This window comes from Natroniella acetigena (assembly GCF_023227745.1).
GTDB lineage: Bacteria > Bacillota > Halanaerobiia > Halobacteroidales > Halobacteroidaceae > Natroniella > Natroniella acetigena.
On record NZ_JALKBX010000024.1, the window covers coordinates 1 to 12,777 of the forward strand.

The 12,777-nt window shown below is 37.0% G+C and carries 12 protein-coding genes and 1 riboswitch; of the genes, 2 read left to right on the top strand and 10 right to left on the bottom strand.

The features are described from left to right. Positions 1 to 95 precede the first annotated feature (95 nt). The gene (locus tag MWH25_RS06855; RefSeq protein ID WP_248626907.1) at positions 96 to 785 is read left to right on the top strand and encodes a hypothetical protein; all 690 of its coding nucleotides are present in this window, start codon (positions 96 to 98) and stop codon (positions 783 to 785) included. A 129-nt stretch (positions 786 to 914) separates the two neighbouring features. Here the strand turns inward: MWH25_RS06855 and thiE are convergent, their stop codons facing one another. The 8 genes from thiE to thiW all read right to left on the bottom strand — a co-directional run bounded on the left by thiE (position 915) and on the right by thiW (position 7,466). After that, the gene (gene thiE / locus MWH25_RS06860; protein ID WP_248626908.1) at positions 915 to 1,544 is read right to left on the bottom strand and encodes a thiamine phosphate synthase; all 630 of its coding nucleotides are present in this window, start codon (positions 1,542 to 1,544) and stop codon (positions 915 to 917) included. 21 nt (positions 1,545 to 1,565) lie between these two features. Beyond that, positions 1,566 to 2,669, bottom strand: a complete 1,104-nt coding sequence (gene thiH, locus MWH25_RS06865; RefSeq protein WP_248626909.1) for a 2-iminoacetate synthase ThiH — start codon at positions 2,667 to 2,669, stop codon at positions 1,566 to 1,568. Then, positions 2,666 to 3,445 (bottom strand): thiazole synthase, encoded by a 780-nt coding sequence (locus tag MWH25_RS06870; RefSeq protein WP_248626910.1) that lies wholly within the window; start codon positions 3,443 to 3,445, stop codon positions 2,666 to 2,668. The genes thiH and MWH25_RS06870 overlap by 4 nt, the downstream gene beginning before the upstream one ends. Before the next feature lie 2 nt (positions 3,446 to 3,447). Then, positions 3,448 to 3,657: a sulfur carrier protein ThiS gene (gene thiS, locus MWH25_RS06875; protein WP_248626911.1), complete on the bottom strand. Its 210-nt coding sequence runs from the start codon at positions 3,655 to 3,657 to the stop codon at positions 3,448 to 3,450. 423 nt (positions 3,658 to 4,080) lie between these two features. Next, on the bottom strand, positions 4,081 to 5,364 hold the full coding sequence (thiC, locus tag MWH25_RS06880) for a phosphomethylpyrimidine synthase ThiC (protein WP_248626912.1): 1,284 nt from the start codon (positions 5,362 to 5,364) through the stop codon (positions 4,081 to 4,083). Between the two features lie 11 nt (positions 5,365 to 5,375). Beyond that, complete coding sequence (gene thiM / locus MWH25_RS06885; RefSeq protein ID WP_248626913.1) at positions 5,376 to 6,161, bottom strand: hydroxyethylthiazole kinase; 786 nt, start codon at positions 6,159 to 6,161, stop codon at positions 5,376 to 5,378. Further along, positions 6,154 to 6,963, bottom strand: coding sequence for a bifunctional hydroxymethylpyrimidine kinase/phosphomethylpyrimidine kinase (gene thiD / locus MWH25_RS06890; RefSeq protein ID WP_248626914.1), 810 nt, complete (start codon positions 6,961 to 6,963; stop codon positions 6,154 to 6,156). The genes thiM and thiD overlap by 8 nt, the downstream gene beginning before the upstream one ends. A gap of 23 nt (positions 6,964 to 6,986) precedes the next feature. Then, entirely contained in the window at positions 6,987 to 7,466 is a 480-nt protein-coding gene (thiW, locus tag MWH25_RS06895) for an energy coupling factor transporter S component ThiW (protein WP_428832803.1), read from the bottom strand. 141 nt (positions 7,467 to 7,607) lie between these two features. After that, a riboswitch (TPP riboswitch) is annotated at positions 7,608 to 7,708 on the bottom strand. Between the two features lie 165 nt (positions 7,709 to 7,873). On the opposite strand from thiW, the gene MWH25_RS06900 reads away from it, so the two are divergent. Continuing rightward, positions 7,874 to 8,569, top strand: a complete 696-nt coding sequence (locus MWH25_RS06900; protein ID WP_248626915.1) for a manganese catalase family protein — start codon at positions 7,874 to 7,876, stop codon at positions 8,567 to 8,569. Between the two features lie 39 nt (positions 8,570 to 8,608). Here the strand turns inward: MWH25_RS06900 and trhA are convergent, their stop codons facing one another. After that, entirely contained in the window at positions 8,609 to 9,247 is a 639-nt protein-coding gene (gene trhA, locus MWH25_RS06905; protein ID WP_282706908.1) for a PAQR family membrane homeostasis protein TrhA, read from the bottom strand. Positions 9,248 to 9,450: 203 nt separating this feature from the next. Then, positions 9,451 to 12,657: a carbamoyl-phosphate synthase large subunit gene (carB, locus tag MWH25_RS06910; protein WP_248626917.1), complete on the bottom strand. Its 3,207-nt coding sequence runs from the start codon at positions 12,655 to 12,657 to the stop codon at positions 9,451 to 9,453. Between the last annotated feature and the right edge of the window lie 120 nt (positions 12,658 to 12,777).

Consider the following 12,777-nt stretch of genomic DNA (forward strand, 5'->3'; position numbering starts at 1 on the left):
GAAGCTCAGAAAAAATCTTTCAGAACGAGAAATCTCCCTCATGGTTCTAAGCAAAAGTTACACATAATTGTAATAAAACAGAAAGGAGAAATTAAATGAAGCAATTATTCATAGTAATCTTGACTTTAATAATCGTAGTAAATTTTCAATTTTCAGCATTGGCTAGCAATTCATTCTCAGTTGAATTTATGGAATTAGATACCTCCTATCAAAGATTTAGTACCGAAATTGGATTAACAAATAAGCTATCTTTAGCTGGAGATTATGCTTATAGTAGAATCAACCCCTATAATCTCAGCTTGAAGTTAGATAGAGCAAATTTAATCCTGAAGCGGGAGGTTATCACTACCGATATCTTAAGTTCACAGTTAGGAATCGGTTATAATTATAATTCAACTGAATTGTCAACCGATTACTTTCCACAATTAGACCTTACAACAACAGAAACAGGGCCAATCCTGGCAGCCGCAGGTGAAATAGAGTTAGATGAGGAGATCTCGTTATTTGGCCAATTAAACTATGTTCCTTATTCATCACTACGAGGAGAGTTAATAGCTGAAGGTGAGACTACTAATACTAATCAAAAGATCAGAAAATATTCAGGTAGGATCGGTGGAAGGTTCAAATTAGCTGAAAATCTAAGTGGACAGATTGGTTATAATTTTATTAACTATCTCAACTCACCAGATGATTTAGAAGAGATAGAAGAAGTCGATGGTGAGCTGCAAGAACAGTTAGGTAATAATTCAGGTGGGATCTTTATTGGGGTTAAAGCTAATTTTTAAAACTTAAGTTTAAGGCTAAGGTTGAGGTTAAATCAACCATTAAACACATACAGATTTAGATCTTACTTAGACTTAGACTTGAACTTAAACTTCAATAAAAAAGTAGAAGGGGTTGGCCCTTCTACTTTTTTATTTCATCTTTTCTCTAATCCTCTCAACCTTCTCTTGAATATCCTCCGCTCCAACGATCTCAGTAATCATTGCTACACAGCTAGCTCCTTTTTCCACTACTAACTCCACATTATCCTCTTTAATCCCTCCGATAGCTACAAACGGGAGTTTTATATTCTCTACTACATATTCCAAATACTCTAAGCCAACTGGGGCACAGACATCCTCTTTAGTGTCAGTTGCAAAGATCGGGCCAACACCGATATAGTCAACATCCTGAGCTACTGCTTCCTTAGCCTGCTGCGGTGAATGGGTCGATAAACCGATTATTTTATCAGGGCCAATTAAATCTCTAACTATATCTACCGGTAGATCCTCTTGTCCAATATGAACTCCATCAGCATCTACAACCAAAGCTAAATCAATATCATCATTGATAATAAATTTTACTCCTGCCTTTTTAGTCATCTTACGTAACTTTTCTGCTTCTTGATATTTATCGAGCATATCTTTTTCTTTCTCGCGATACTGAATTATCTCTACACCAGCTGCAATCATCTCCTTGACAACTTCCAAATTGCTCCGTCCTCGAGAAAATTTCTCTCCCGTAAGACAATAAATATCAGTATTCAATACTTTCTGACTCATATTTTCCCTCCTCAACCGATTCTAAATTCGATGCCAATTCTTAAATACAGTCTGATAGCCTTTATTATCAAGTAACTTACTAATCTCATCTACATCCCGATCATCAGAAATATCAAATTGATTAGTTCCTTCTTGTGGTTCTGCATAACCTCCTACTTCAGTAGATGACTCAGCAGAGATCTTAGTAATTCCTAACGGCAATAGATTATCCCTCAACTCTGCTCGCTCTCTAGTAGAAAGATTAAGCCCTGCTCGAGGTAAAAACAACCGATAAGCCAATAAGATCTGAACCAACTGACTATCCCCAACAATAGAGTTAGGTTGAAAGTTTCCTAAATGTGGTCTTAAACGAGGCACAGAAAGATTAACCTCTGTTTCTAAATATTTATCTTGGAGATACTTAGCATGTAATCCTGCAAAAAATGCCTCTTCCCTCCACTGACCAAGCCCTAATAATGCTCCTATATTGACCTGTCTCATCCCTGCTTGGCAACCTCTTTCCGGAGCATCTAAACGATAAAGATAATCGCTCTTTGGCCCATCAGGATGAACTTCTTCATAAATATCTTGATCATAAACCTCTTGATAAATAGTCAGCCCTTCTACTCCAGCTGCAATTAACTCTTGATACTCAGCAACCTCTAATGGGTAGACCTCAATACTTAAACAAGGGAAGTATTCTTTAAGTAAGAGTACTGACTCCTTCAAGTAAGAGACTGGACTATGCTTGCGGGATTCACCAGTCAAGATCAATAAATGCTTAATCCCTTTTTCAGCAATTGCCTTGGCTTCCTCTTCTATCTCTGTTAAATCAAGCTTACTTCTCTCAAATTTATTCTTAACACTAAAACCACAATACAGACATTGATTAACACAATAATCTGCTAAATATAACGGTAAATAGAGCAACATCGTCCGTCCAAAATGCTGTAAAGTTAATTTTGAAGCTTGTTGAGCCATCTCCTCTAAATAATTGCTAGCTGCAGGAGATAATAAGGTTAAAAAATCTTTCTTAGTCAATCGTTCTTTACCCAATACTCGCTCTACATCTGCTGAATTTACTTCTTTGAAAAAAGAATTAAAATCTAGTTGATTGAATTGACTATATTCTTGGTAGAAACTCATCCTTGATCTTCCTTTAAAAATCCAGTCAGTGGTGATGATGCAGAAGCATACTTCTTAACAGCTCCTGTACCAGCAAGATAAGCCTTTCTTCCTGCTTCTACAGCAGCAGCGAAAGCATCTCCCATTACAACAGGATCTTTAGCAGTAGCTATTGCTGTATTAACTAAGACTGCATCAGCTCCCATCTCCATTGCCTCTGCAGCTTGAGATGGCTTCCCAATTCCAGCATCAACTACTATCGGTAGTTCTATCTCCTCAATCAAGATCCTAACCATCTCTTTTGTCTTCAAACCACGATTAGAACCAATCGGTGCCCCTAGCGGCATTACTGCTGCTGCTCCAACCTCTTCTAATCGCTTTGCTACCATCAAATCAGGACTGACATATGGTAAGACTACAAATCCTTCCTTAGCCAAAATCTCTGTTGCCTTAATCGTCTCTTGGTTATCAGGCAATAGATACTTATTATCTGAAACAACCTCAATCTTAACCCAATTACCACACCCTGCTGCTTCAGCAATCCTAGCAATCCTAACTGCTTCCTCTGCTGTCCTTGCTCCCGAAGTATTAGGTAATAAAACACAATCCTCAGGAATATAATTGATAACGTTCTGCTGTGGTGAGTCAAAATTAACCCTCCGTAAAGCCATCGTCACTACCTGTGAACGAGCAGCTTTAATCGTCTCAGGAATTAGATTTTGATTAGCAAACTTGCCAGTCCCTGTAAACAATCGACTGTCAAGCTCCTTGTCTCCAATCAATAATCTATCAGCCATCTTTATTCTCCTCCTCCTACAAAGTTAAGTATCTCTAAAGTATCATCTTCTGCTAGTTCAATCTGCTCCCATTCCTCTTGCTTAACAACTTGACCATTATGCTCTATTACAACCCTACCTGGCTCTAAATCCTTACTCTCTAGATAATCAACTATAGTCAATCCTAATCCTACTTCTACGTCCTCTTCTTTTCCATTAACAGTTATCTTCATTAAACAACACCCCCGATAAAGCAATTAATAACTAACATTTAATAATTAATAGTTAAAATTCAAACCCTTAGAACATAAAAACTCGATTTTAATTTTTATCTCTAACTAATTATTTTTAATATCTTTTAATTATTCAATATTCATTATTCAATTATTATTTGGTATTTATTGTTTTTTAACTATTCATTATTCATTATTCAATATTCAATATTCAATATTCACTGCTCTTTAAGTATTCAATATTCAATGCTTGTAAACTTTTATAAATCTAAAATTTTAATGAGCCGCTAATAGATTATCAATCTAAAGTTAAAATTTCCTACTAACAGCTCTTGTTTATTAATTGTTTTTAATTATTTCATCTATTATTTGGTATTTATTGTTTTTTAACTATTCAATATTCACTATTAAATATTCAATGCTCTACAGTGCTTCGTCAACTACCTTCATCGCACAATACGACCCACACATCGTACAAGCATCCTCATCCTTTAAGATCTGATTATGATCTGTTCTTTCTTGTCTAGCTTTTTCAGGATCAATAGATAATTCAATCTGCTTCTCCCAGTCAAGCTTCTTTCTTGCTTCAGCCATTTCCAAGTCTCTCTGCTTAGCTTGAGGTATCCCTTTAGCTATATCTGCAGCATGGGCAGCTATCTTAGTAACAACCACACCATCTTTAACATCTTCAATACTAGGTAAGCCAATATGCTCTGCTGGAGTTACATAACATAAGAAGTCAGCCCCAGCACTTGCTGCAGCAGTTCCACCGATTGCTGCTGTGATATGATCATAACCTAGTGCAATATCAGTTACGATTGGCCCTAAGACATAAAAAGGAGCTCCCTTACATAACTCTTTTTGGAGTTTAATATTAGTCTCAATCTGATCATATGGTACATGTCCTGGCCCTTCAACCATTACTTGGACATCTACCTCTCTAGCTCGATCTACCAATTCTCCTAATACTAATAATTCATGGATTTGAGCCCGATCAGTAGCATCTGCTAATGAACCTGGTCGCAATCCATCACCTAAACTTAGCGTTACATCATACTCATAACAGATCTCTAACAAGCGATCATAATATTCATATAAAGGATTTTCTTGATTATTATGTAACATCCAACCAGTCATAAATGAGCCACCCCGACTGACTATATCTGTAGTTCTTCCTTCGTCTCTTAAATGACGGATCGTCTCTAACGTCAAACCACAATGAACTGTGATAAAATCGACTCCATCTTCAGCATGCTCTTCAATCACTGCAAAGATATCCTCAACCGTCATATCAACAATTGCTTTATCTGCCTGCAAAGTCTCGACAGTAGCTTGATAGATCGGTACCGTTCCTAAAGGAACTTCTGCTGCAGCTAATATCTCCTGCCTTGTTTCAGTAATCTTCTCACCAGTTGATAGATCCATTACTGCATCTGCCCCTGCTTTAACAGCCACTTCTAACTTCTTTAACTCCTTTTCAATCTCAGGATAATCCTCTGATGTTCCAAAGTTAGCATTAACCTTTGTCGTTAAGCCTTCTCCAAACCCATTAGGATCTAAGTTTTCATGATTCTTATTAGCTGGAATTACAATCGTTCCTTCTGCTACTCCCTTTCTAATAAACTCTGGACTTACATTCTCCTTTTTAGCTACTCTTTCCATTGCTAGAGTGATTACTCCATTCTTCGCTTCTGTAACTTGTGTCATTTTTACTCCTCCTAAATTTCTTTTATTTTAGCCTTACCAATTAAATCTTGATTCCTAATTTCACCAATAGCATCAAAAAAAGCAACTTTATAACTTGCAGATTGACTAATCTGTTGAGCACTCTTCTCTCCTGCTATACCATAAGCAGTTATCGCTGTCAAAGCTGCCTGTAAATAATCATCACTAACACCACAAAAAACTCCCAAAGTACTTGCTAACATACATCCTGTCCCTACAATTTGGCCCATCAATTGGTCACCATTTTGGACTTTATAAGTTTTATTTCCAGAAGTAACAATATCTTCTTCTCCAGAAACAACTACTACTGTATCTTCACTATGGGCCAACTTCTTTGCATTATTTACAATATCTTGATATTGACCTATAGACTCCACACCTTTAACTTCTCCTTGTTCTCCTGCTAAAGTAATTATCTCAGCTTGATTTCCTTTGATTATAGCAATATCAAGTTGATCTAACAATTCTAAAGCTGTCTTTGTTCGATAAGCAGTTGCTCCTACACCAACAGGATCTAGAATAATTGGAACTCCAACTTGATTGGCCCTCTTTCCTGCTAATAACATTGCCTCTACTTGTTTTTTTTGTAAAGTACCGATATTTAAGACTAAAGCTGCTGCAGCCTCTACCATCTCCGCTACTTCCTCTAGAGCATAAGCCATCACAGGCAAGCCACCCCAATAAAGAGTAATATTAGCACAATCATTAACTGTTACATTATTAGTAATATGATGTACTAACGGCTTTTCATCTTTAATTTTAGTTAATAGCTCATCCATCTGAATGCTCCTCTCTATTTACTAAATCGACTAAGTGATTAACCGGATTATTGCCTGTCCCTACTGAACACCCTTTCTTTATCGCTTTTGTCACAAACTCTTTACTTCTCTTAACAGCTTCTTCAACAGAATAACCTAATGCCAAATTACTAGCAATTGCAGCAGATAAAGTACAGCCAGTCCCATGAGTATCTGTAGTATCCACTCTAGCTACTATAAACTCAACAAATTCTTTTCCATCATAAAGTAAGTCTCTAGCTATATCTCCCTTCTGATGTCCCCCTTTGACCAATACATAATCAGAACCCAGTTGATGTAATCTTTCAGCCAACTCTTCTAACTCCAATTCACTCTCTAACTCTTCTCCTAATAAGACCTTAGCTTCATTTAAATTAGGCGTAATTATTTTAGTTTGCGGAATTAATTGCTCACGTAAAGTCTCTACAGCTTCTTCAGCCAATAAGAGATCACCACTGGTAGCTACCATCACTGGATCGACTACCAAATTAGGTAAGTTATATTTCTTAACCTTAGCAACTACTGCTGTAATAATTTCAGTATTAGCCAACATCCCTGTCTTAGCTGCCTTAAAATTGAGATCAATACAGACAGAATCTAATTGTTTTTTAACAAAGTGATTACTTACTGTCTCTACCCCCTGGACTCCTAAAGTATTTTGAGCAGTTAAAGCCGTAATTACAGAAGCACCATAGACTCCCAATCTAGTCATTGTCTTCAAATCAGCCTGAATTCCTGCTCCCCCTCCTGAATCAGAACCTGCAATTGTCAATACCTGCTCCATCTTATTTCCTCCTCAAAACTGACTTATTTAAAGTCTAACTTTCGCTCTAAACCCTTAATAAATAAATAGCCTGCTAACCCTCCTACCACTGCACTAACTAAAAAAGGTACCACAAAGAATAATGCTGCTACTTTTTGTCCCAATATAAAATTAGCAACTGGATAAACTACTATCGCTCCTATAATACCTGTTCCTATAACCTCACCAATTAAAGTATAAATTTTATTATGGGTTTTAGTAAAGAAAACCCCAGCTAGTAAAGCCCCTATCATACTTCCAGGAAAAGCCAGCAACGAACCAACTCCTAATATATTTCTAAGTACTGAAATAGCAAAAGCATTCAATACAGTATATGTTGGCCCTAATAAGATTGCTGATAAAACATTAATTGTATGTTGAACTGGAAAAGCCCGTGCAACACCAATAGGAATAGAAACCAAATGACTCGTCATCGTTCCCAAAGCAACAAATAAAGCAGCTAAAGTAAGTTTATTAGTTCTGATAATACCACCTCTTCAATTTAAATTTCCAGTCACTAATAATTGAAAAAAACACAACCCACGCAGGAGCTGTGCTTTAAATTCCCTAAAATCATAAGGAAGTAAACTATAAAAACACATCCAGATAGGATGTGCTCTAATTTATGTAGCTAAGCACCAATTTCCTACGCTGGTATTATCCAGATCAGGTTTTAGGGTTGAGTCTTTTGACTCTCTCAACTTAAAAAGCACCCCTATTGGTCTTTCGATATTCTATTTTATAATTTAATCATATCAGAACTCACCTTAGTTTTCAACTAAATTCTAAAATTTTAAATAATTACTGATAAAAAGGGTACTAATTATTTTCAGTATTAAAATTAAAACAACTGCAAACACTAAGAAATAGAAAAGAAAAAGGAGCTGAAAAGATGTTTAAACATAATAAAGAATTACTACATGAAGTTAAAGTAGATCAACCAAATCCTAACTATGCTACAATGTTGCAAGAACAATTAGGAGGGGCCAACGGTGAATTAAAAGCCGGCCTACAATATTTTAGCCAAAGCTTTAGAATCCAAGACCCAGAGATTAAAGATCTATTCTTAGATATTGCTGCCGAAGAATTTAGCCATGCTGAAATGGTAGCTACTACTATCAATCTCTTAAATGGACATGATGTAGCCAATACTGATGATACTGTAGGTCAGATTCAATCCCAGGTATTAGGTGGACTATCCCCTATGTTAGCCAATGCTTCTGGTTCTCCCTTTACTGGCAACTTCATTAATGTTACTGGAGATATTGCAGCAGATATCCTCTCTAATATTGCTGCTGAACAGAGGGCCAAAGTAGTTTATGAATATCTGTACCGCCAAATCGATGACGAAGGAGTTCGAGAAACGATCGATTTCTTATTAAACCGTGAAGAAGCACATAATGCTTTATTTAGAGAGGCATTAAATAGGATTCAAAATGAAGAAAGATCCTCCAATCAAGACTTTGGAGTTACTGAAGATTCAAGATTATACTTTGACCTATCTACTCCGGGCAGATACTTTGCCGACCCTAATCCTACTGCTCCTTCCTTTGATAATCCACGTCAAGATGATCAACCCCTACAATAAAAGGTTTGGGCTGTTGGTGAATTCACCAACAGCCGTTTATTACAGTAATAAATATAATATAGCGAAAAAATGAAAAATACTCCCTGCTAAAACAAAGAGATGCCAGATGGCATGATGATACTTCAACTTTCTCCACACATAAAATACTGTTCCGGCAGTATATAATACTCCCCCTGTTATTAACAGAGTTAAGCTAGCCCTATTTAATGCTTGTGCTAATGGTCTAATAGCAACTACAATCAACCAGCCCATAATTAAATATAATACTGTTGAGAGTATCACGAATTTTTTAACCCAAAAAATTTTAAAAATAATTCCTATCACCGCTATGCCCCACACTATACCAAAAATCAGCCAACCCAAAAAACCTCGTAGCGGAATTAAAGTGATTGGAGTATAGGTTCCTGCAATCAATAAGTAAATAGCTGCATGGTCAAGGATTTGAAAGATATCCTTCACCTTACCTTCTGCAAAGCTGTGATACAGAGTCGATGATAAATATAGAATTACTAAAGTAGAACCATAAATAGCAAAACTTACCTGATACCAAATATCTCCATAGATATTGGCCAATACAACTAAAACAACCAAAGCAGCAATTGCTAATCCTAAACCAACCCCGTGCAAAATAGCATTCGTAATCTCCTCACTTCTAGTAAACTTCTGATTAGCATCCATTTTATTATTCACCCTTAATTTGAAAAATAATTCTAATTTCCAACTTTTGATTTCTTATCATTTCAACAATTAAAGTTTCTATCTTTCTTTAGTCTTTCAATATTAATGATAATAATTCCTTTATTTCTAAAAAAATCTAATTTTTTAGAAATAGATCAATAGCAAAACAAAAGACCACTCCCAACAAAGGAGTGATCTTCTTATTAATTTAATAGATCATACTGATCTAGACTCAGTGCTTCAAATTGCTCAATATCCTGTCCTAAAATCTGCAATAAAGCCCTGACAGTACTCAATGAAGTCAAGCATGGAATATTATAGCCAACAGTCTTTTGACGTAGCTTAAATCCAAATCTATTCGCTAGCTTACCTCTTGTTGGAGTATTGATTACTAAATCAAACTTACCTTCTGTAATCAGATCAAATACATCCGCTCCTGTTTCATCTTCCTTGGCTACTGCTTCAATCTCTAACCCTTCTTGCTGTAAATACTGAGCTGTATTAGGCGTTCCTACTAATTTAAAATCTAGCTCCAATAGCCGCTCAGCAATCTCAACTACCTGCTCTTTATCTCGATCAGTAATCGATAATAAGACCTTACCTTGCTCTGGAATTTCAAAGCCCGCAGCCAGCATTGCCTTATACAATGCTTTAGGGTAAGTTTGCTCTGTACCCATTACCTCACCAGTCGATTTCATCTCTGGCCCTAAGAAGATATCTACATCAGGCAACTTCTCAAAGGAGAAGACCGGTGCCTTAACAGTCACATAATCAGATTCTGGAATTACTCCCGTTTGATAGCCTAAATCAATTAATTTTTCTCCTAACATTACCTTCGTTGCTAAATTGACCATCGGCACTCCTGTTACCTTACTTAAGATCGGTACAGTTCTACTAGCCCGAGGATTGACCTCTAAAACATAAGGCTTTCCTGCTTGATCGACTACATACTGAATATTGACCAAACCTTCAATCTCCAATTCTTTAATCACCTTAATTGAATACTCCTCAATCTGTTGCTTAACTTCATCTTCTAAAGTCTGAGTCGGATAGACAGCCATACTATCTCCTGAATGAATCCCTGCTCGCTCTATATGCTCCATGATTCCTGGAATTACAACCGTTTCTCCATCAGCAATCGCATCAACCTCAACCTCTTTACCAGTAATATACTTATCAACTAAGATCGGATGTTCCGGTGAAACCTGGACTGCTAAATCCATATACTTTAATAATTCATCTTCTTTATAGACTACTTCCATCGCCTGACCACCTAAGACATAAGATGGACGAACCAAGACCGGATAGCCTAACTTATCAGCAATCTCAGTTGCTTCTTCTCTAGTAGTTGCTGCATCTCCGGCAGGAGATGGAATCTCTAATCTATTTAATAATTGTAAAAACTTATCTCGATCTTCAGCTAAATCCATATTCTCTACACTAGTACCTAAAACTTCAATGCCCTGCTTAGCTAAATCAGCTGCTAGATTAATTGATGTCTGCCCACCAAACTGTAAAATAACCCCTGCTGGATCTTCATTATTAATAATATGATTGATATACTCTAGATTTATCGGCTCAAAGTACAACTTATCTGCTGTATCAGAATCGGTACTGACCGTCTCGGGATTATTATTAACGATAATTGATTCTACTCCTATCTCTTTTAAAGCCTGAACACAGTGGACACTACAGTAATCAAACTCTATTCCCTGACCGATTCGGATTGGCCCAGAACCTATGACTAAGACCTTTTCCTCATCAGTTGGCTGACTTTCATTCTCCTCTTCATAAGTGGAGTAATAATAAGGAGTCTGAGCTGGAAATTCAGCTGCACAAGTATCAACCGTCTTATAAACTGGGACCAACTCCAGCTCCTCTCGCTGCTTAATTACCTCTTCTTCACTACTTCCAATCAACTGAGCTAAATAGTCATCACTGATTCCCATCTCTTTAGCTGTAGTCAACAACTTGGCAGTTAACTGACCTTGCTCTGCAATCTTTTCTTGTAAATTGACCAACTTAGCCAACTTATGAACAAAGAAGAGATCAATTCCTGTCAACTCAACTATCTCTGCTACTGTAACCTCTCTTTCTAAAGCCTCAATCAGTAAAAATAATCGCTCATCAGTTGGATTTACTATTGCCTCTTTCAATTCGGCCGTTGATAGATGGCTGAAATCTGCTGAAGTCAGATCAATATCTGCATCCAGCGAATCAATAGCCTTCAATAATGACTCCTCAAAATTACGACCAATAGCCATCACTTCTCCTGTCGCCTTCATCTGAGTCGTTAAGTCCCGATCAGCAAAGGAAAACTTATCAAACGGCCAACGTGGAATCTTACTGACGACATAATCTAAGGTCGGCTCAAAACAGGCTGTCGTCTTACCTGTGACAGAGTTTTTAATCTCATCAAGTTGAAGACCGATTGCTATCTTAGCTGCTACCCGAGCAATTGGATAGCCTGTTGCCTTAGAAGCTAAAGCACTAGAACGGCTGACCCGTGGATTGACCTCAATTACAGAGTACTCCATACTATTAGGATTTAGAGCAAACTGAATATTACAGCCCCCCTCAATTCCTAAAGCTCGAATAATCTTTAAGGAAGCAGAACGTAACATCTGATACTCCTTATCCCGTAAAGTCTGGCTAGGAGCCACTACAATACTATCCCCAGTATGAATCCCTACTGGATCAAAGTTCTCCATATTACAAACAATAATACAGTTATTATTACGATCTCGTAAAACTTCATACTCAATCTCTTTCCAACCAGCAATGCTCCGCTCTAATAAGACTTGATTGACCGGACTATTCTTTAAACCTCTACTTACTATATCAAGCAACTGTTCTTTATTATCGGCAATACCACCACCAGCTCCCCCCATCGTAAAGGCTGGTCGAATGATTAATGGATAACCGATCTGATCAGCAAACTTAACTGCTTCTTCTACACTATCAGTTATCTCACTTTGAGCAATCGGTTCATCTATCTCTTCCATTAACCTCTTAAATTGCTCTCTATCCTCTGCCTGATCAATCGTCTCTAATGACGTTCCTAACATTTTAATCTCTTTATCCTCTAAAAAACCAGACCGGGCCAACTCCATTGCCAAGTTCAATCCTGTTTGACCTCCTAAAGTCGGTAAGATCCCATCTGGCTGCTCTTGCTCAATTACCTTCTTAACAAAATTCAAGGTCAATGGTTCTATATAGACCTTATCTGCAATATCCTGATCGGTCATAATCGTCGCTGGATTACTATTGATCAAAACAACTTCAAGACCTTCCTCTGCTAAAGCTCGACAGGCCTGACTACCTGAATAATCAAACTCAGCAGCCTGCCCAATTATAATTGGCCCCGAGCCAATCACTAACACTTTCGATATATCTTCATACTTTGGCATAATTAACCCCCCGGTAAATCAATTAATATCTAATATTTAATAATTAATAGTTAAAATTCAAAATCATTTAATCAATTTTTTTATTATTCATTATTCAATATTAAGTATTCAATATTAAAT

Bases quoted from the DNA above. Each gene is read 5' to 3' on its own strand.
- MWH25_RS06855 (WP_248626907.1), top strand. From the start codon at position 96: ATGAAGCAATTATTCATAGTAATCTTGACTTTAATAATCGTAGTAAAT.
- thiE (WP_248626908.1), bottom strand. From the start codon at position 1,544: ATGAGTCAGAAAGTATTGAATACTGATATTTATTGTCTTACGGGAGAG.
- thiH (WP_248626909.1), bottom strand. From the start codon at position 2,669: ATGAGTTTCTACCAAGAATATAGTCAATTCAATCAACTAGATTTTAAT.
- MWH25_RS06870 (WP_248626910.1), bottom strand. From the start codon at position 3,445: ATGGCTGATAGATTATTGATTGGAGACAAGGAGCTTGACAGTCGATTG.
- thiS (WP_248626911.1), bottom strand. From the start codon at position 3,657: ATGAAGATAACTGTTAATGGAAAAGAAGAGGACGTAGAAGTAGGATTA.
- thiC (WP_248626912.1), bottom strand. From the start codon at position 5,364: ATGACACAAGTTACAGAAGCGAAGAATGGAGTAATCACTCTAGCAATG.
- thiM (WP_248626913.1), bottom strand. From the start codon at position 6,161: ATGGATGAGCTATTAACTAAAATTAAAGATGAAAAGCCGTTAGTACAT.
- thiD (WP_248626914.1), bottom strand. From the start codon at position 6,963: ATGGAGCAGGTATTGACAATTGCAGGTTCTGATTCAGGAGGGGGAGCA.
- MWH25_RS06900 (WP_248626915.1), top strand. From the start codon at position 7,874: ATGTTTAAACATAATAAAGAATTACTACATGAAGTTAAAGTAGATCAA.
- trhA (WP_282706908.1), bottom strand. From the start codon at position 9,247: ATGGATGCTAATCAGAAGTTTACTAGAAGTGAGGAGATTACGAATGCT.
- carB (WP_248626917.1), bottom strand. From the start codon at position 12,657: ATGCCAAAGTATGAAGATATATCGAAAGTGTTAGTGATTGGCTCGGGG.